General features: G+C 56.4%; 14 protein-coding genes. 6 read left to right on the forward strand and 8 right to left on the reverse strand.

Annotated elements, in window-relative coordinates:
- Window positions 1-206 precede the first annotated feature (206 nt).
- The 3 genes from ACR0AA_RS14035 (at window position 207) to ACR0AA_RS14045 (ending at window position 4,335) form a co-directional block, all read left to right on the forward strand.
- Complete coding sequence (locus ACR0AA_RS14035; protein WP_480664808.1) at window positions 207-1,787, forward strand: FMN-binding glutamate synthase family protein; 1,581 nt, start codon at window positions 207-209, stop codon at window positions 1,785-1,787.
- A 62-nt stretch (window positions 1,788-1,849) separates the two neighbouring features.
- On the forward strand, window positions 1,850-2,389 hold the full coding sequence (locus ACR0AA_RS14040) for an RNA polymerase sigma factor (protein WP_480664807.1): 540 nt from the start codon (window positions 1,850-1,852) through the stop codon (window positions 2,387-2,389).
- Complete coding sequence (locus ACR0AA_RS14045; RefSeq protein ID WP_480756276.1) at window positions 2,386-4,335, forward strand: vWA domain-containing protein; 1,950 nt, start codon at window positions 2,386-2,388, stop codon at window positions 4,333-4,335. The genes ACR0AA_RS14040 and ACR0AA_RS14045 overlap by 4 nt, the downstream gene beginning before the upstream one ends.
- A gap of 41 nt (window positions 4,336-4,376) precedes the next feature.
- Here ACR0AA_RS14045 and ACR0AA_RS14050 read toward each other — a convergent pair whose 3' ends face one another.
- Genes ACR0AA_RS14050 through ACR0AA_RS14065 form a run of 4 tightly spaced genes read right to left on the reverse strand, consistent with a single transcriptional unit; the run spans window position 4,377 to window position 8,275 of the window.
- Complete coding sequence (locus ACR0AA_RS14050; RefSeq protein WP_480664805.1) at window positions 4,377-5,027, reverse strand: ABC-type transport auxiliary lipoprotein family protein; 651 nt, start codon at window positions 5,025-5,027, stop codon at window positions 4,377-4,379.
- The gene (locus ACR0AA_RS14055) at window positions 5,024-6,340 is read right to left on the reverse strand and encodes an MlaD family protein (RefSeq protein WP_480664804.1); all 1,317 of its coding nucleotides are present in this window, start codon (window positions 6,338-6,340) and stop codon (window positions 5,024-5,026) included. The genes ACR0AA_RS14050 and ACR0AA_RS14055 overlap by 4 nt, the downstream gene beginning before the upstream one ends.
- A 5-nt stretch (window positions 6,341-6,345) precedes the next feature.
- The gene (locus tag ACR0AA_RS14060; RefSeq protein ID WP_480664803.1) at window positions 6,346-7,161 is read right to left on the reverse strand and encodes an ABC transporter ATP-binding protein; all 816 of its coding nucleotides are present in this window, start codon (window positions 7,159-7,161) and stop codon (window positions 6,346-6,348) included.
- Between the two features lies 1 nt (window position 7,162).
- Complete coding sequence (locus ACR0AA_RS14065) at window positions 7,163-8,275, reverse strand: MlaE family lipid ABC transporter permease subunit (RefSeq protein ID WP_480664802.1); 1,113 nt, start codon at window positions 8,273-8,275, stop codon at window positions 7,163-7,165.
- A 298-nt stretch (window positions 8,276-8,573) separates the two neighbouring features.
- On the opposite strand from ACR0AA_RS14065, the gene ACR0AA_RS14070 reads away from it, so the two are divergent.
- From ACR0AA_RS14070 to ACR0AA_RS14080, 3 genes are all read left to right on the forward strand, one after another.
- Window positions 8,574-10,106 (forward strand): alkaline phosphatase family protein, encoded by a 1,533-nt coding sequence (locus tag ACR0AA_RS14070; protein WP_480664801.1) that lies wholly within the window; start codon window positions 8,574-8,576, stop codon window positions 10,104-10,106.
- A gap of 100 nt (window positions 10,107-10,206) precedes the next feature.
- A complete protein-coding gene (locus ACR0AA_RS14075; protein ID WP_480756277.1) occupies window positions 10,207-12,102 on the forward strand; it encodes a hybrid sensor histidine kinase/response regulator in 1,896 nt (631 codons plus the stop codon).
- A complete protein-coding gene (locus ACR0AA_RS14080; RefSeq protein WP_480756278.1) occupies window positions 12,102-12,800 on the forward strand; it encodes a response regulator transcription factor in 699 nt (232 codons plus the stop codon). Before ACR0AA_RS14075 ends, ACR0AA_RS14080 begins: the two co-directional genes overlap by 1 nt.
- Before the next feature lie 71 nt (window positions 12,801-12,871).
- On the opposite strand, the gene ACR0AA_RS14085 is transcribed toward ACR0AA_RS14080, so the two are convergent.
- From ACR0AA_RS14085 to ACR0AA_RS14100, 4 genes are read right to left on the reverse strand one after another with little or no spacing between them, the layout of a single operon-like run.
- Window positions 12,872-14,182: an HlyD family type I secretion periplasmic adaptor subunit gene (locus tag ACR0AA_RS14085; protein WP_480756279.1), complete on the reverse strand. Its 1,311-nt coding sequence runs from the start codon at window positions 14,180-14,182 to the stop codon at window positions 12,872-12,874.
- Window positions 14,166-16,313: a type I secretion system permease/ATPase gene (locus ACR0AA_RS14090; protein ID WP_480756280.1), complete on the reverse strand. Its 2,148-nt coding sequence runs from the start codon at window positions 16,311-16,313 to the stop codon at window positions 14,166-14,168. Before ACR0AA_RS14090 ends, ACR0AA_RS14085 begins: the two co-directional genes overlap by 17 nt.
- Complete coding sequence (locus ACR0AA_RS14095) at window positions 16,310-17,659, reverse strand: TolC family protein (protein ID WP_480664796.1); 1,350 nt, start codon at window positions 17,657-17,659, stop codon at window positions 16,310-16,312. The genes ACR0AA_RS14090 and ACR0AA_RS14095 overlap by 4 nt, the downstream gene beginning before the upstream one ends.
- Entirely contained in the window at window positions 17,659-18,477 is an 819-nt protein-coding gene (locus tag ACR0AA_RS14100; RefSeq protein WP_480664795.1) for a SapC family protein, read from the reverse strand. The genes ACR0AA_RS14095 and ACR0AA_RS14100 overlap by 1 nt, the downstream gene beginning before the upstream one ends.
- Window positions 18,478-18,512: the final 35 nt, after the last annotated feature.

Raw genomic sequence — 18,512 nt, forward strand, 5'->3', positions numbered from 1 at the left:
CCTGCCCAAATCCTTTCTGTTCGGGGATATAGGCAGATGGTGAATGGATCAACTGCGGCCTAGGGTTCGGCAGTCTTTCACAAGTCCGCCCGATTATGTGAACGTGGGCACAATGGCTTGCAATCTAACGCCGATTTGCCCCACGGTTGGCGCAGGACCTGTCTGCCCGAGCCGGTCAGGCACCACGCCATACTGGGAGAGCACGAATGATTGTACGCAGACTCTACTATGTCCTTACTTATGTATGTCTGCCGTTGACTCTGCTCTGGGGGTATTTCTGGCCGCCGGCACTTTGGCTGCTGGTCCTACTCATTCCATACGCCGTGGTTGGCCTCTACGATATGCTGACAACAAAGCACAACGTGCTGAACAACTACCCGGTTCTGGGGCACTTTCGCTATATGTTGGAGTTCGTCAGCCCGGAAATCCGGCAATACTTCGTTGAAACGAATGAAAGCGGCCGGCCTTTCAACAGGATCATTCGCGCGCTTGTCTATTCGCGGGCAAAGGGGCAGGTCGATACACAGGCTTTTGGCACCCAGTACGATATCATGACGGTTGGGTATCATCGGGCGAACCATTCGCTGGCACCGAAGAACGTGGCTGAAAGCGAAGAACGGATCATGCTCGGTGGCCCCCAATGTTCCCAGCCTTACAACGCATCGCGATTGAACGTTTCCGCGATGAGTTTTGGTGCCCTCAGCGCCAACGCAATCCGAGCGCTGAACGGTGGTGCCAAAGACGGGGGCTTTGCGCACAATACGGGTGAGGGTGGTCTGTCCCCACACCATTTGGCCGAAGGTGGTGATATCATCTGGCAGATTGGAACAGGCTATTTCGGTTGCCGAACACCTGAAGGGGGCTTCGACAAGGATCTCTTTGCAGAGAAGGCCAAGAAGGATGTTGTCAAAGCGATTGAGATCAAACTTTCGCAGGGCGCCAAGCCTTCCCACGGAGGCGTGTTGCCCGCTGCAAAAGTAGACAAAGAGATCGCCGAAATTCGGGGTGTACCCGAACATCAGGACGTAATCTCCCCGCCGATTCACTCGGCCTTTGAGGGGCCGACTGGCCTACTGCACTTCGTGCAACATTTGCGCGAGATGTCGGACGGTAAACCGGTTGGGTTCAAATTATGTATCGGCAGACCTTCCGAATTCATGGCGATCTGCAAGGCGATGCTGGAAACCGGTATCCTCCCAGACTTCATTACGATTGATGGCGCGGAAGGAGGCACCGGTGCAGCGCCGGTGGAGTTTACCAACCGTCTGGGCATGCCGCTGAACGAGGCGCTGATTTTCGCAAATAACTGTCTGCGTGGCGTAGGTTTGCGTGACAAGATCCGGATTATCTGCTCGGGCAAGGTGGCGACGGGGTACGATATGGTCGAGAAATTCGCGCTGGGCGCAGATATGTGCAACGCGGCACGTGCAATGATGTTTGCCGTTGGGTGCATCCAGGCGCTGCATTGCAACACGAACCGCTGCCCATCGGGGGTCGCCACACAAGACCCGATCCGGGGCAGGGCTGTAAATGTTCCGCAAAAACGTCAGCGTGTGCATCGCTTCCACGACGCGACCCTGGAAAGCTTCCGCGAACTTTTGGGCGCTATGGGGAAGGAAAGCGTATCCGAGCTGCGTCCGAGTGATATTCGCCGTCGCACGGCGGATGAACGCGAACGGTCCTATGCCGAACTCTATACCTTTGTCGACGAAGGCGTTTTGTTGTCGGATGCAATCCCGGTTGAGTTTGAAGCAGACTGGAAAGCGGCTTCGGCGGATCATTTTTGAATTTTTTTGGAGACACCGTCAAGGATTGAAGATTCCGATCCGTCTTACCCATCGTGATGCGCATGAATATATCGGATGAGGACCTTGTGATGGCCGCCGCAGAAGGGGACGCTGACGCGTTTTCTACCCTTCTACAGCGCCACTATGACCGTGTTTTTCGTCTGGCTTTCCGTCTGACGGGGCGGGCGGATCAAGCCGAAGATCTGACACAGGATATCTGCGCGGCCCTCCCCGCAAAAATCACTGGGTTTAGAGCTCAGGCGAAATTCACGACCTGGCTTTATCGGGTTGTGGTCAACGCGGCAGAAGACGCCCGGCGTCGAAATGCCAGCCGTAACCGCGCGGCAGAGGGGTGGGGCGATGCCGAACAGATGCGCCGGGCAGAGGCCGCAGAAACAGCCGAAGCCCTGGATTGGTTGCAGCGCGCCATGCAGTCTTTGCCGCCTGAACTGCAGGACACGCTGGCTTTGACCCTGGAAGATGAGATGACCCATGCCGAAGCTGCTGCCGTGTTGGGGGTTTCAGAAGGGACCGTTTCCTGGCGGATGTCCGACATCCGCAAGCGGCTGCGTATCCTGCGGCAAGAGGAATTGGCACAATGACCGATGATCTTGAAGAACTCAAAGCATTGATGGATGCCGCTACTCCGGCACCTGATGCGCGCCGACGTGCGGAAAACCTGGAGCAGGCTCAGAAAGATTTCGCCCGCAACCAAGGATCGCGCGCTGCAATGCGTCCGACTGTTAAGCGCGGCCCTCTGGCCCGCATGACAGAAGGAGCAAAATCCATGTTGAACGCTTTGTCGCACCGCGGTGTGTTGACCGCCACAACAGCAGTTGCTGCCGTGGCCCTTGTAATGATCGTGCCGCAAACTCGGGACGTTGTGATCCAGCCGCTATCGCGAAGTGAAAGTCGCGTTGCCGCTCCACCGTTGCCCGAAGCGGACATTGCGAGCCTTGAGGAACCTGTCGTTGAGCCTCCGGTCACTCGTGAAGAAGTAGCTGAAGCCAATCGGTCCAAGATGGCATCACGACAACTGAGCGCGGCTGGATTGGGTGCTGAAGGAGGTGCGAGTTTTGGCCTTGCAGACGGCGCTACGTATGACGAGGCCGTCCCAAACATGATGCAGCCAGAGGTGGGGTTGATACCTCAGCCAGACACTGAAACCTTTGCGAACGCGGAAAACAACGCTGTGAAAGTGACTAGCGAAGAGCCGGTATCGACGTTCTCGATCGACGTCGATACAGCGTCATACTCGATTGTCCGATCCTCGTTGATGCGCGGCCAGCTTCCCTCCAAAGATGCCGTTCGGGTCGAGGAAATGGTGAATTATTTCCCCTATTCCTACCCCGCGCCCGAAGGCGATGCCCCGTTTCGACCGACAATTACCGTATCGCCAACGCCCTGGAACGAGGGCACTCAGCTTGTTCATATCGGTATTCAAGGCGCGTTGCCGCGGATCGAAGATCGTCCGCCTCTGAACCTGGTCTTTCTGATCGACACGTCGGGCTCCATGCAGGACGCAAACAAGCTTCCGCTACTCAAGCAATCGTTCCGCTTGTTGCTGTCGGAACTAAGGCCCGAGGATCAGATTTCAATCGTGACATACGCTGGCAGTGCGGGGCAGGTGCTGGAACCTACGGCGGCTGCGGAACGCAATAAAATCCTCAGTGCGCTTGATAGGTTGGAGGCAGGTGGTTCGACCGCGGGGCAGGCCGGGTTGCAGCAGGCTTATGAGGTCGCCGAAAGCATGGTTTCTGACGGAGAGATAACGCGCGTTATTCTGGCCACGGACGGAGATTTCAACGTCGGGCTGTCAGATCCCGAAGCTTTGGAAGACTTCATCGCCCGCAAGCGCGAAAGTGGCACATTTCTAAGCGTTCTGGGCTTTGGTCGAGGCAATCTGGACGATGCCACCATGCAGGCGCTTGCTCAGAACGGAAATGGGCAGGCAGCTTATATCGACACGCTGAGCGAGGCGCGAAAGGTGTTGGTGGATCAGTTGACCGGCGCGTTGTTCCCAATCGCCAATGACGTCAAAATTCAGGTCGAGTTCAATCCGTCGCAAATCGCCGAGTATCGACTGATCGGGTACGAAACCCGCGCACTGCGACGCGAGGATTTCTCTAATGATAAGGTGGATGCGGGAGACGTCGGTGCGGGTCACTCGGTTACAGCGATCTACGAGGTTACACCGGTTGGGTCGGATGCGATCCGAAACGATCCGCTACGCTATGGCGAGCACTCGGTACAAGGAGAATCAGATGAGATCGGGTTCTTCAAGCTACGTTACAAAACGCCCGGCGCTGTGCAGAGTCAGCTGATTGAGGAACCAATTATGTCAGTCCAAGGAGAGGTCACGGACGATGTGCGCTTTTCCTATGCAATTGCAGGATTTGGGCAATTGTTGCGCGGCGGTGAATATTTAGGGGATTGGTCCCATGAGGATGCGATCGGGTTGGCCAACGCTGCCCGAGGCGAAGATCTGTTTGGCTACAGGGCCGAAGCCGTAACTCTGATGCGGCTTGCGGAAACGCTGACAAAGTGACGACAAAAATGGGCGCTGCGCTAGGCAGCGCCCAGCTCATATCAGTACGATCTTTGGTTGTTGGCCGCGTGGGTGTTGATGCGGCGCACGCTCCATTCCACGGCGTCCCGCATGGTCTTGCCCAAAGCTTCGTCGAAAGCCCTCACAAGATCCGGTGTCTTGTCACTTGCCGATACAACAAATTCCCGAAATGAGCTTGATGCGATGATCTTGTCTTCGAACTCGTCGATAATCTTAATGTTAAGGCGCACCTCTACGCGTATGCTTTTTGACCCCTCTACGTCACTGATGACGAGCCCCTGAAACTCACGCAGATCCGGGACAATGACGTAGTCCGCACGCAGGCCAACAGTCGAACGGCCTACGGCGGCCACTTTTCCACTGTTTTCATAGCTTTCCACAAGCAGCGCCTGAACAATCAGTGGTGCGCGATCCACCCACCTTGCACGCGGCAGATACTGCACCTGAAGCGGCGTTGGCTGAATGGCGATCTGATCGGTGTTGACCGCAGCGGTCGCCGTCGGTTCCTGCACGACGATCTGCTTTTGAACGCGCGGCAAAGACGACGAAAAGGTGCTTTTTGGCGTCAAAAGATACAGATCGTTCGGTTTGGACGCCTGTCTGAGCGTCCCCAATCCGGTACAACCTGCCAGCGAAACCAGCGCCAGAGCCAAGAGAAAGAGCCTGATCATTGGCGAAACTCCGATGCTTGGGTCCCCAGTAAGAAGCGTGCCGGGTCACGTTCGATTTTATCCACCAGCCGATCCAGGCTGATTACAAGCCGTTGCGACTCTTCCACAAACCGTGTGAATTGCGGCAGGCCGACGCGGAGGAAATCGGACAATTGTCGCCGGTTGTCTTGAACGATGCCGTCGATGGTTCCCATCAACTCGGACGCAGATTGTGACGCGCTCAGGATGTCGGCCGAGATTTTATCCAGCTTATCGGTGACGTTCGAAACCGTGGTCGCAACTTGGTTGGCGGCATTTCGGATATCGTCCATGACCGCTCCGACGTCTTCGTTTATCACCTTGTTGGCCGAGTCAAAGGCCTTTTCCGCAGACACAAGCGTGCTGTTTGCGGTTTCCATGGCGCCGGTGATCGATCCCAAAGTCTTGTTTGCGTTCAAGAAGGTCTCGTTGACCGTTGCCAAAGCGACGCTGCCTTCGTCCGACAACCCCGACAGCCGTTCTGCCAACTCCGATGCTCGATCAATGAAGGCCTTGAGATCGTCTTTGATCAAACGGTCAGCAGTCTCGATTGTGCCCTTGGCGGTATCCAGAGTTGCCGTCGCAGACTCTGCCGCCGTCTTCACGCTTTTGAGGGTGTCCGTCCCTGTGGTCAGGGTCGTTTCGGCCGTGTCGGCAAGCTTTTCCAGGCGTGTGGTGAAGTTGCCCAGCTGTTTCGCAGCCCCGCCAAGATCCGTTGATAGATTTTCAAAATCCGAAAGTGTTTTGTCCAATTTGCCCGAAGCCGCGGCCAGGTTTTCCAGAATGTCGCTGACGGATTTGCGGTTTTTGTCGTCGACAACTTCGTTCAGACTTTCCAGCAGGGTAACGGCCTCGTCCAATACCTTCGGCGCCCCTTCGAACAGGGATTGAATGGCGCTGCGTTTGCTTTTGATCACGCTGTTTTCCGGCAACCGCTTGTCGCCGCTTTTGCCCCCGGTCAGCTCAACGTAACTGACACCTGTGACACCCAGGGATTGCAATTGCGCGATAGTGTCTTCGGTCACGGGAATATCGGCGTCTACTTCCAACTTCACGCGCACCTTTGACGGGTCATCTTCATCCAGGTTCAACGAAATCACCTGTCCCACCGGCAGGCCGTTAAAACTCACACCGCCTGCGGCGGACAGACCCGAGACATTGTCGAAAAGTACATCGTAATACGCGTATTGCCGTGACACCTCGAACTTCGCGAGCCACAGGAAAAACCCAAAGGCACCGAGTATGCCCGCAATGGTGAACGCACCGATCAGAATATAGTTTGCCCGGGTCTCCATAGCCTTTACCTGTCCTGCCCCTTCTCTTGCGCCGCGCGCGCCCGGGGGCCGGTGAAATACTCCTGAACCCAAGGATGATCGACTTTGGTCATTTCTTCAATCGGACCTTCAACCAGAACGCGTTTTTCTGCAAGCACTGCGACCCGATCGCAAATGGCGTAGAGGCTATCCAGATCATGCGTGACCATAAACACCGTCAAGCCCAATGCATGCTGCAATTCTCCGATCAGTTCGTCGTAGGCGGCAGCGCCAATCGGATCCAACCCGGCGGTTGGTTCATCCAGAAACACGATCTCGGGGTCAAGCGCCAAGGCTCGGGCAAGCGCGGCGCGTTTGCGCATCCCGCCGGACAATTCAGATGGCAGCTTGCCGCAGCTCAGTGCCGGCAGTCCAACGAGACTGATCTTGAGGTTACCAAGCGCGCACATCAGCTTTTCGCTCAGCCCGGTATGTTCGCGCAACGGGGCCATGACATTCTGCAAAACGGTCAAAGACGAAAACAGCGCGCCGTCCTGAAAGGCGACGCCCCAATGACGCTCAATGCGGCGCCGTTCCTCTTCCGGCCCGTTCAAAACGTCGACACCAAGGACTTCGATGCTGCCAGCAGCCGGTCTGTTCAGACCCACAATTGTGCGCAGCAAGACAGATTTACCGGTTCCCGAGCCGCCGACGATCCCCAAAACTTCGCCGCGCCAAACGTCCAGATTCAGGTTCTCGTGCACGACTTGTGGCCCGAACCGGTTCGTCAGGTTGCGAACGCGGATCACGGCCTCGCGCTGTGTGCCGGTCTTGGAGCTCTGTTCCAGCGTTGTACCGTCCACGTCAGACCTCCATCACCGAGAAGAAGATCGAGAACAGGGCGTCCAGCGCGATGACCATAAAGATGGACTGCACAACCGATGCGGTTGTTCTTTGTCCTACGCTTTGGGCTGATCCCTTGACCTGCATCGCCTGCCAGCAGGCAATAACGCCGATAACAAGCGCAAAGAATGGGGCTTTGATCATGCCGATGGCAAATTGCCAGATACCGGTATTCTCTTTCAGGCGTGTTACGAACATGCCGGGGCTTACACCAAGGTCGATCCAGCTCATCAATCCACCACCGATCAGCGCAGCAATATCCGCGATGAATCCAAGAATCGGAAGCATGATCAACAGCGCCACAACCCGCGGGATTACCAAAACCTCAACCGGGTCCAGACCCAGCGTCCGCATCGCGTCGATTTCTTCCTGAACTTTCATCGAACCAATTGATGCGGTGAAGGCTGAACCGGACCGGCCGGCGACAATGATCGCGGTCAGCAAAATGCCAAGTTCACGCAGCACCGAAATCGAAATCAGCTCGACCACAAAAATCTCGGCCCCGAATTGCTTCAGCTGAGTCGCGCCCTGAAAGGCCAGTACGACGCCGATCAGGAACCCCATCAGGGCGACGATCGGTATAGCCTTGAAGCCGGTTTCCTCCATTTGGGATACCAGTGCCGCGGTACGTAGCCGGCGCGGCATCAGGATGGTGCGAACCAGGCGGTGCAGCGTCAGACCCAAAAAACCGAGCAGCGACAGGCCATCCTTTCCGGCCTGGACCGTGCGTTTCCCTACACTTGCTACCCAGTCGACAAAGCTGCGGCGTTCGGTTTCGATTCCAGGATCGTCCGGTATGTTTTCCGCCACAGTCTCGAGCAGCGCGGAATGAGCGGGATTTAGTCCCAGGTAATGCACATCGGCTCCGCCCGCTTTGACACGGCGCGCCAGGTCGGCAATCAGCCATGCGCCACCGGTATCCAGCGCGTCGACCTTGGACAGATCGACGGTGACGTCGTTTCCATCCGTGTGAAACGAGGTAAATGCCTTTTCTACCGTTTCCAAGGATTGTGTCAGCAGATCACCCGAAACCCGCAGGTAGACGCCGTTGGCGTCACGGTCCGACTGTATCATAGGCTGGGTCATGCGCGTATGTGATGCCAAAGGGTATTGACCTGCAACGGATTTTTGCAATTTGTCCGGTAATTTTCGCCGCGTAATAGCGTCTAGGTGACAATTTCAGGCACAAAAGCCCCAATCCCATAGGACGTTGCGTTCAAACACATTTTTCGTTTCGCTAAGCCGCACCCAGACCCGAACCGCCCCGGAACCGAAACAAATTTCGACAGGGAGCGACTATCTTGTTGCCGGGCTTTGCGAACATGGACAGAGTTCGCTTCGGTACCACGTATGTGGAATCAGGGAGATCGAAATGCCGCACGCCGGAAATGTCTTGTTCATCATCATAGATCAATTGCGCGCCGACTGCCTGAACGGTGCCTTGGCGGCCCATGTCGATCTGCCAAACTTGCGGGCGTTCATGGACGAAGCGGTGACGTTCGAGCAGCATTTTTCGGTAACCAATCCCTGTGGCCCGTCGCGTGCCTCCATCCTGACCGGGCAATACGCAATGAATCACCGCTCGGTTCGCAATGGCACGCCGTTGCGGCACGACACCCCGAACATCGCGACCGAGATGCGCAAGGCAGGGTATCTGCCGATGCTGTTTGGGTACACCGACACATCCGCGGACCCTCGGGTGCATAACCAGAACGATCCGATCCTGAAATCGTATGAACACCCGATGAACGGATTCCACGAAGTGGTCGAAATGCGGCTTGAGGAATCCTACCCTTGGCGTTCCCACCTGATGAAAAAGGGCTATGAGTTCAAAGATTACTGGGATGTCCACAAACCGACGGCGCCAAGTGGCGGCAAACCGCGATTAAATGATCCTGCCCTGTATCGGGCCGAAGACAGTGACACGGCCTTCCTGACGGATGTGTTCTTGAACAGCATGGCACCGTTTTCCGCTGAGAACTGGTTCGCTCATCTGACATACATTCGGCCGCATCCGCCATTGGTCGCGCCTGCACCGTATAATGATATGTACGATCCAGCGACGCTGCCTCGGCCCGCCGGGCTTTCGGATGCCTCGGAAGAGAGCGCAATGCATCCCTTCTTTGGCCCGACAATTGCCAACCAGACCGCCGGTGATTTCGTGCTGGGGTTTGATGACGTCGAGCCAACCCTCGAGAACATTCAAACCCTGCGCGCCGTATATCTGGGGCTTGCAACCGAGGTCGACCATCACGTTGGGCGGGTCATCCAGTTCCTGAAGGACAGTGGCCAATACGACGACACTATGGTGGTTATCACGGCCGATCACGGCGAGATGCTGGGTGACCGGCACAGCTGGGGCAAGATGACCGTCTACGACGCGGCCTATAAAACGCCCCTGATGATCCGGGATCCTAACAATCAGGCGCGTGCCGGATCAGTTGTTTCTTTACCAACCGAGTCCATCGACATCACGCCAACGATATTGGATTGGGTAGGTCAGCCGATCCCGAATTCAATGGACGGGCGATCGCTGCTACCGCTGTTGCAGGGCGAAACCCCTGACGACTGGCGCAGCTATTCTTTCAGTGAACTGGACTTTGCCGAGCCCGAAGACCCTTCTGTTTGGCAACACGTTCTGGGAACGGGCAACAGCGACTCGTGCCTGGGCATCCTGCGGGACGGGCGTTTTACTCTGGTCGAGTTCGCTGCGGAACTTCCGCCTATTCTGTTTGATCACCAGAATAGCGGAGAAATGCAGAACGTGGCCTCGGATCCCGAATATTCGACGGATCTGGCGCGGCTAAGTCGACAAATGTTGCGTCACCGCATGCGAAACATGGATCATACACTGTCGTTGGATTCGATAACGGCCGAAGGGCCAAAGTCCAAAGCCAGGTATTGATCCACAAGCGATCAAAGCTTGTTGCCCCAAAGTGTCGCGCGCCTGCCCCCTACACCTGTGACGGAACCGGTGTTACGCATGTAATGCGGGGAGGGCGGCTTTGGATATAACTGAACAGCAAATCAAGGCTATGACAACGGCCGGTCTGAATCTGATCGGACAGGCGCTGTCGATTTATGACAGCCAACTTCGGCTGGTGGTCAGCAATCGGCCGTTTCAGTCGATGTTCGATCTGCCCGACCACCTGGTCCAGCCGGGCGCTCTGTTCAGCGATACGATCCGACACCTCGCCTCCAATGGCGAATACGGAGAGGTTAAGGACGTCGAGGAAGTCGTCGAGCTGCGGGTAAAACAGGCTCTGACATTCGAACCTCACTATATCGAACGCGTTCGCGCTAATGGTCAGGTGATCTCGGTCGAAGGTGCGCCTTTGCCCAGGGGCGGCTGGGTGGCGGTCTATACAGACATCACCAACACGAAACAGGCCGAGGCCTTGTTGCGTGCTCGGTCAGAAGAGCTCTCTGGTCAGTTGTTGGATCGGGCCGAGGAGCTGTCAGCGACGAACAGAAAGCTTGCGGCTACCAATTCGGCTTTGGAAGAAGCCAAACGCCAGCTGACTGAAATCGAAGCGCGCACGCGCATGACCACCGAAATGATGCCGGCCCATATCGCGCATCTGGACCCCGATGGTCGGTATGACTATTCCAATCGTCGCCTGAACTCGGTCATGCCCGGTCGCCCGTCCGAGATCTTGGGCATGCATATTTCTCAGGCGTTGGGTTCTACGGCATATTTACGGGTCGAGCCGTTTTTGCAGAAGGCGTACGCCGGGGAAACGTCGGTTTTTGAGTTCACCGAAGATCAGGACTCCAGACGCATCCGAGTGTCCTTTACACCCGATGGTGAAGGGGGGGTTTACGTGATGTCCGTCGACATCACCGAGGAAACGCAAGCGCGTGTTGCGTTGCAACAAACGCGTCGTCGCGCAATGGCTGCGCAGATGACCAGTGGCTTGGCCCACGACTTTTCCAACCTGCTGACTATTATACTAGGTATGCAGTCGCGACTGGAAAAAATGGGTTTGTCGGACGAAGCGCGCGAACTCGTTGCCGCGACCCAGCAAACGGCCCGCCGAGGCGGGCAATTGCTGAACCGTATCGCTGATATGACCGGTAACAGAACACCTCAACCCAAGGCGACGGACATGCGCGGATTGCTGGAAGACCTGCGAATTCTGGCTACTCCTTCGCTGCCGCGCGGGGTTGGTTTGTCGGTCGTTAACACGCTGCCGGACAAAGCCCTTATGTTGGACCCGGGTATGATTCAGGACGCTTTGCTAAATCTAGTGCTCAATGCGCGTGATGCCTGTGGCGGGTCGGGCCAGATCACGATCAGCGCTCATACAATTGGTGAAATCTGGGCTGAGATCGCCGTGTCAGACACTGGTCCCGGATTTTCGAAAGAAGCGTTAGAGAAGGCACTGAACCCATTCTTTACGACCAAAGGCGACAAGGGATCGGGTCTGGGCCTGCCGATGGTGTATGACACGGTCAAGCTGGCAGGTGGTGACCTGAACCTGCGCAACACTCCGTCGGGTGCATCGGTTGTACTGCGGCTTCCCTATCGTCCTGCCCCTCCTGTTCAGGAAGGTTTGGTCCTGTTGGTCGAAGACAGCGACGACCTGCGCCGCCAGTTCCGCGATATGCTGGTCGATCTTGGGTTTTCGGTGATCGAGGCGACGTCGTGCGATGAAGCGTCGGCACTGGCGGAAAATGTCGAAGACATTGCCCTTGTGCTTTCGGACATTCGTCTTGAAGGGCAGAAGACTGGTCTGGACCTGCTAGCGAAGCTCAAACCATTTTTGCCGTGCATTCTGATGACGTCCTTGCCCTATTCTGACCCGCTACACCGAGAAGCACTGAAGCGCGCCCCTGTGCTGCGTAAACCGTTCACGCGGGCGCAACTGTCCGCCCTGATCCGAGACGAGGCTGCCTGATGACCAAACCGCTGGTAACCATTGTCGATGATGAGCCCGAGATCCGGCGCATTCTGACAGACGCACTGGAAGAGGCCGGTTTTCGGACCCAAAGCTTTTCCCGTGCGCGCGAATTTGAAGCCTCGCTTAAACGTGTCACACCGGATGTGTGTTTGGTTGATTTATCCTTGCCGGATACGGACGGGCTGGCCCTGGTCCACAGATTGGCCCTTGAGCAGGGGGCCGCAGTCATCATCATTTCCGGCCGGGCGCAAGTACAGGATCGCGTCACCGGGTTAGAGCTGGGGGCAGACGATTATATTACCAAGCCATTCGATCCGGCTGAAGTCGTGGCCCGCATTCGCGCGCGGTTGCGGTCGCCAAGGGTGCAGACGATGCAGTTGGACGTGGCGCAGTTCAATGGGTGGACGGCATACTTTGACCGCTACATTCTTGTGGATGGAACCGGAAACGAGACCCCTTTCAGCCATGCCGAAGGCGAAGTTCTCCGGCTGTTTCTGGAAAGCCCCAAGCGTTTGATCAGCCGGGCCCAGATGCAAGAGGCGCTGGGCGGGGCTGCCGGTGACAGTTTCGACAGGGCAATGGATGTCAGGATTTCGCGGTTGCGCACCAAACTGGGTGAAGACCCAAAGAATCCACGTTTGATAAAAACCATCTACGGGGCTGGGTACATTTTCTTGGGAGATGTCGAGTGGTAGTAGTTGCCGGTCGCGGTTTCCTCCCGCCAGCACGCGCCGCTAAACAACGCAGCCCTCTTGGGTTCAGGTTACTATTCGCGCAGAGCCCGATCCTTGACCTTGATGACGGGTTGCAGAAGGTAGTCCAATACGGTTTTCTTGCCGGATAGAATGTCCACCTCGGCAATCATTCCCGGGATAATCTCAACAGCGATCCCGTTTGCATCCAAAATTGCATGACTCGTCTGGATTTCGATGACAAATACTTCTTCGTCATTGCGTTCGGTTCGAGTGATTGTAGTCGCACCTATGCGCGTGATCTCTCCATCCAGCGCTCCATAACGAGCGAAATCATAGGCTGTGATCTTAATTTTTACAGACTGGCCCGCATGCAGAAAGGCGATATCCTCGGGGCGGACATAGGCTTCGACCAACAGCTTGTCGTCCAATGGGACAATTTCGATCAGTTCTTCCCCGCTGCGTGCCAAACCGCCGATCGTTGTCCGATGAATGCGATTGACGATGCCACGGACAGGAGACCGGACTTGGGCTCGATCCGCACGGTCCCGCAAGGCTGGCAATGATGGCCTGAGCGCGGCCAATTCGGCTGTCGTGGCTGCTAGATCGGTCAGCGCCGCACTGCGGAATCTGCTGTGAGCGGCTTGTATCCTGTCGTCGATTTCTTTGAGGCCGGTTTGCAACCTGTTGGTAACCGCTTTTGCTCGAACTTTACGTCCTTCCCATTCTGCGGCGCTTCTACGAAGCGTCAAAAGGGTCGTTGCAGGCTCCATCCGTTTTTCGACCAGCGGCGCCATAATTGCGCGTTCCTCGGCCAAAATCCTGAGTGTTTCGTCTGCAGTGACCTGATCTACAAGTCCTTCTTCATACTCGCGGCGGCGTTGTTCTCGCTGCCGCTCAAATATCGCGATTTCGGCCATCAGCTCGGTTTGGCGACCCTGGAACAAAGCGGTTTCCGATTTCACCACTTCCGGAGCACCTTCGATTAGCTTTGGCGAGAATGTGAGGGTTGCTCCATCTATTTCCGCCTGCAATCGTTGAGCCCGTGCCATCAACCCAAATGCGCGCTGTTCTTCTTGACTCAGTTGGCTGTCAATTTGTGTGGTGTCGAACTCCATCAGCAATGTGCCTTTTTCGACGATCTGACCTTCCTTAGTGTGCAAGGATTGAAGGACACCGGGTTCCGTCGCTTCGATCAGTTGAACATCTGCGGAAGGGACAATCCGACCGTCCACGCGGGTCACATCGTCCAGTTCTGTCAGGTAAGCCCAAAACACCGATGTCAGGAGGCAGGCGAAGATGACTAGCAGCAGGAGCGACCCCCGTAGCGGAGATCGCCCCCGCATTTCTCGGGCCATCGAATCCAGGTCAGGATGCCGCGACATTCAAGTGCCTCCCTGCTACGCGTGCGTGCTGGCTGAGCATGCTTGTGGGTCCGTCGGCGCCAACTTGACCACGTTCAATCACAATTACCCTGTCGACCAGTGCCAACAGGCTGGTGCGGTGCGTGATGATCACCATTGTGGTGTCGGCGGTTGCCTGTTTCAGGCGTTTAATGACCTCGGCTTCGGTTTTCACGTCCATCGCACTGGTTGGTTCGTCCAAAAGCAAAACCGGAGGCCGCCCGATCAGCGCCCTGGCAAGCGCGATGGCTTGCCGTTGACCACCAGACAAGCCTTCGCCACGCTCTGCCAGCTGTTGGTCATAGCCGCTTGGGTGATGAACAACGAAATCTTCCACTCCGGCCACCTGACTTGCTTCGATCAGATCTTGGTCTCGGGGTCGGATCGCACCACTAGCAATGTTGTCCCGGATAGAACCGGAAAAAAGCCAGACATCCTGCAAAACCGAACCGACATTGCGACGAAGATCGCCTGGATCTATCTGCCGGATATCAACGCCGTCTAACATGACCGATCCAGCCCTGGGTTCGTATAGCCCCAGCAGCAAGCGTGTGATCGTGCTTTTGCCTGATCCGATCGGTCCCAGAATTGCGACCTTTTCCCCGGGAGCTATATCAAACGAGACCCCGGAAAGCGTATCATCCGTCTGATCTGGGTACGAAAAACACACGTCCTTAAAGGAAATACGACCGTCTATATGCGGGCGGCTGATCCAATTTCGACCTTCGGGCCGCTCACTTTCCGCCTGCATCAATGCGTTCAGATTTCGGTATGCGCTGCGCGCTTGATTGACGCGAGTCAGTGTCTGCGCAAGTTGTCCCAATGGGGCCAGTGCACGTCCTGTCAGCATCACCGAGGCAATCAGGGCACCCATACTTGCCTGGCCGTCCGTGATCAGAAACACACCATAAAAAACGATCAGAACCTGTGCCGCCTGTTGCGTGAAACCGGTTAGGTTTAGGGCAAATTGTGTCACCGTTCTGCTGCGAATGCCGTGTGAGGACTGTCGTTCAATCGCGTCATCCCATCGCGCACGCATCTGACGCGCCGCAGCCGTGGTTTTGATGGTCTCAAGACCTGATACGGTTTCGACCAGAACGGATTGTTTTGACTGACCGTCAGCGAAGCTCTTTTCGGCCAACCTCGATAACAAGGGCTGAACCGCCATACCGGCAAGTAAAACAACAGGAACAGCGAGCGCCGGGATGAGCGCAAGTGGCCCGCCCACGACGTAAATGACCATTATAAACAGGGCGATGAAGGGTAGATCGACCAGTGCGACCAAAGTTGCAGAGGTGAAAAACTCGCGCAGAGTTTCAAATTCGCGGATGGTGCTGGCAATGGCGCCAGTCGAACCGGTGCGGGATTTCATCTTGATGTTCAACACCTGATCGAAAACGCGCCGCCCCATGAACATATCGGCTTTTTGACCAGCTCGGTCGATGAATCCTGCGCGCAAGAGTTTCAGAGCGAAGTCAAACGCAAGCGCAAGACTCACGCCGAGCGTTAGGGCGATCAGGGACTCTGTTGCCTCGTTCGGAAGCACCCTGTCGTAGACGACCATGATGAACACGGATGTTGATAGACCAAGCAAGTTCGCCACTGCTGCGGCAAGGGCCACTTGGGCATAGGACCAGCGGTTCGCCAACATAGCAGACCAAAACCAATGGCCGGACGCAGGCTTGTTGCGTTTCGCAGATTCTTCTTTGTGGCTGCGACGAAACAAAATCGCGTATCCGGTATAGTGCTTGGCAATAACCGATTCCGCGACTTCACCGATACTTTCACCCATGGCGGGGTCAAAAATCAGAAGAAGACCGTTTTTAGCGCGTCCGCGGAAGACAACGGCCTTGTCGTTTTCCAAAAGAAGAAGCGCCGGAACCAGAGTGTCGTCGAAACCCGCAAGCTTCCTCGCACCGAAACCGGCCTGCAGCCCGGCGTGATGTGCGACTTCGATTGCGTCCCGAATGCTCAACCTACCCGACGCGTTAGAATGGGCTGCCTGAAGTGCGGCCACTGTAAGCGAGCGATCCAGGTGCGAGGCCACGTGCAGCAGGCAGGTTTCTAACGGCGTCAGCTCTTGAGTACGAGACAGCGGTTTTAGTGCGGTCATAATTCACCACCCTGGCTAGTGATTGAAATATTGAGGAAATCCAGGATGTCCCCGGTCAGACTGAGAGCGGCGTAGTTCGTCAGAAAAAAGCTTTGCTCTGCTAAAATCAGCCTTTGCTGTGCGTGCACATAGTCCCGCTGAGCGTCCAGTATCTCGATGAGGCTGCGCCGACCGATTGAGAACTGAGCGCGCGCAGCATCCACGCTTTCGGCGTTGGCCTGAACTGCCAGGCGCGCTGCTTGCAAGCGAACGGCGCCCGCTTCCTGATCTGAGCGGATGAACTCCAGCTCGCGACGGATTTCGCGGATCAGGGTTTCACGGGCGAACTCGGCTTCTCTCACCTGGGCCTCGGCGGCAGCGATGGAAGCTCGGCGTTGACCGGTGCTGTCCAGTTCATAATTAAAGGACAGATCGAGCCCGAAATTGGCGTCATCGCTGTCATCCCGATTGGCAAACGCCGTAATTTCCACGCCCGGCTGCCGCCGTGCGATTGCTGCGGTTTGTTCGGCCCGCGCTGCCATCAATGCTGCATTCGCGCGGCGCACCTGCGGGCTGTCCAAAACAATTTGCGTATCGGTGCGGGTCAGCCTGGGTGCAGCCACCGGAGCGGCAAGCGGACCTGGAGCCTGACCAAAAACTTCGCGGAACTGCGCTTCTGCTCTGTCCGTTCGGGCCTCAGCGTCTGCAAGCTGTGTTCGTGCGTCCGCCATGCGTGATCGTGCGGTCAACACGTCGGCATTCGACCCCGCACCCTGCTCGGTTCGCTCTGTGATCTGACGCACGATCTCTTCGTGCACGTCAACGTTCTGGGCCGAGATCTCGCGGATCTTGCGCTGATCAAGGACGACGACATAAGTTTCTATCGCGGCAAGGGTTAGTGCCGCAGCGGTTTGCAGCTGCCCCCCCCGATTTTCGAGAACCCGTGCCTTTGCGGCCGCCAGTTCACCGGACGCGGCACCCCCATCGTAGACCAGCTGCGACACTCGCAAAAAAGGTGTTACATCCGCAATGTCAGAATCCGCGCGCTCGGATCGCCCATTGACGCCCATTGAGACTCGCGGAAGGAAAGCTCCCTCTGCCGCCCTTTGGTTGGCATTTGCAATTTCGAGCCTTGTCGCGCTTTGCGCCAGATTCGGATTTGTTTCGACGGCTTCTCGAACCCGTTGCCCGAATTCGCTTTGAGTCAGGCGCTTCACCGGTGCTTGGGCACCGGCCCCGACCGAGCCAATGGAAAGCGATGCTTCGACACCCGCAAGGTCACGTGGAGGTGCGCAGGCCGCTATCAAAGGGACCAAAATCAAGGCAAGGAACTTTCGGAGATGGGTGGGGTAAAGCCTGAGCGTCATCACACTTCACCAATTTCCAAAAGCTCTTCTCTCTGCGCGTGCGCCATGGCTCTGAGAAAACGCGAAATGTCTGAATCTTCGGTATAGTGCTTTGGTTTTCTCGACCAGCCCGACTGCTCATGCGCGCGCGATAGCCAGGTCAAGTGCGAAAGCGATACTTGGTGTGCGTGGATTAGTCGAAAAGCCCCGATTTCCAGTAGAGTCAGTTTTTCGGTCTGAGACAGAGCGTTTGAACGTGGTGCCGCAATCCCAAGGCATCCGGCTGGTAAATTGACACCCTCGTAGCGCTTCATCGGTTCGAACAGTTCCAACTTGTCCAATACGCCGCACATAGACTGCGTTTGATGGGCAGAAGCTGCGCGTGCTTGTAGAAACGTGTGAACTCTATGAAGTTCCGCGGTCAGGTCGCCGGCCTCGGTAAAAAAGGGCTCGTCTCCGGGAACGTCCGTTACCAGCCCAAGTGTTTCATCGACCATGAGTTGCAAACGGTTTTCTTCGGTGCCGAATTGCCGATCAGGCAAGCTCGCCTGAAAAGGTGGGCACCGCAGATCGGACGGGATGTAACCGGCCAACCAACGGCCGTCCTGGGCAACAAATGGCGTTGGTGCATCGGGTAACAGCGATAACACGGCCACAGGCTCGACGGTTGTTTCGCTTCTACGGAACACGATCGGATAGGCTGCCGCTACGTGAAGAACCTCTTTTTCGACAATCGGACATTCCGATCGGCCATTCACAAAGTGAAAAGACGAAAAGCGCTTCCAATACCGACCCCTGTGTCGCGCATATGTTACTGGAAACAGGCCATTCTGTGCCATGTTTGACCCCTTGATGTCTGGTGGAACTGCCGGTT

It is taken from the genome of Ruegeria sp. CE8 (assembly GCF_056537465.1).

Bases quoted from the DNA above. Each gene is read 5' to 3' on its own strand.
- ACR0AA_RS14080 (WP_480756278.1), top strand. From the start codon at position 12,102: ATGACCAAACCGCTGGTAACCATTGTCGATGATGAGCCCGAGATCCGG.
- ACR0AA_RS14045 (WP_480756276.1), top strand. From the start codon at position 2,386: ATGACCGATGATCTTGAAGAACTCAAAGCATTGATGGATGCCGCTACT.
- ACR0AA_RS14090 (WP_480756280.1), bottom strand. From the start codon at position 16,313: ATGACCGCACTAAAACCGCTGTCTCGTACTCAAGAGCTGACGCCGTTA.
- ACR0AA_RS14050 (WP_480664805.1), bottom strand. From the start codon at position 5,027: ATGATCAGGCTCTTTCTCTTGGCTCTGGCGCTGGTTTCGCTGGCAGGT.
- ACR0AA_RS14095 (WP_480664796.1), bottom strand. From the start codon at position 17,659: ATGACGCTCAGGCTTTACCCCACCCATCTCCGAAAGTTCCTTGCCTTG.
- ACR0AA_RS14085 (WP_480756279.1), bottom strand. From the start codon at position 14,182: ATGTCGCGGCATCCTGACCTGGATTCGATGGCCCGAGAAATGCGGGGG.
- ACR0AA_RS14055 (WP_480664804.1), bottom strand. From the start codon at position 6,340: ATGGAGACCCGGGCAAACTATATTCTGATCGGTGCGTTCACCATTGCG.
- ACR0AA_RS14070 (WP_480664801.1), top strand. From the start codon at position 8,574: ATGCCGCACGCCGGAAATGTCTTGTTCATCATCATAGATCAATTGCGC.
- ACR0AA_RS14035 (WP_480664808.1), top strand. From the start codon at position 207: ATGATTGTACGCAGACTCTACTATGTCCTTACTTATGTATGTCTGCCG.
- ACR0AA_RS14040 (WP_480664807.1), top strand. From the start codon at position 1,850: ATGAATATATCGGATGAGGACCTTGTGATGGCCGCCGCAGAAGGGGAC.
- ACR0AA_RS14100 (WP_480664795.1), bottom strand. From the start codon at position 18,477: ATGGCACAGAATGGCCTGTTTCCAGTAACATATGCGCGACACAGGGGT.
- ACR0AA_RS14065 (WP_480664802.1), bottom strand. From the start codon at position 8,275: ATGATACAGTCGGACCGTGACGCCAACGGCGTCTACCTGCGGGTTTCG.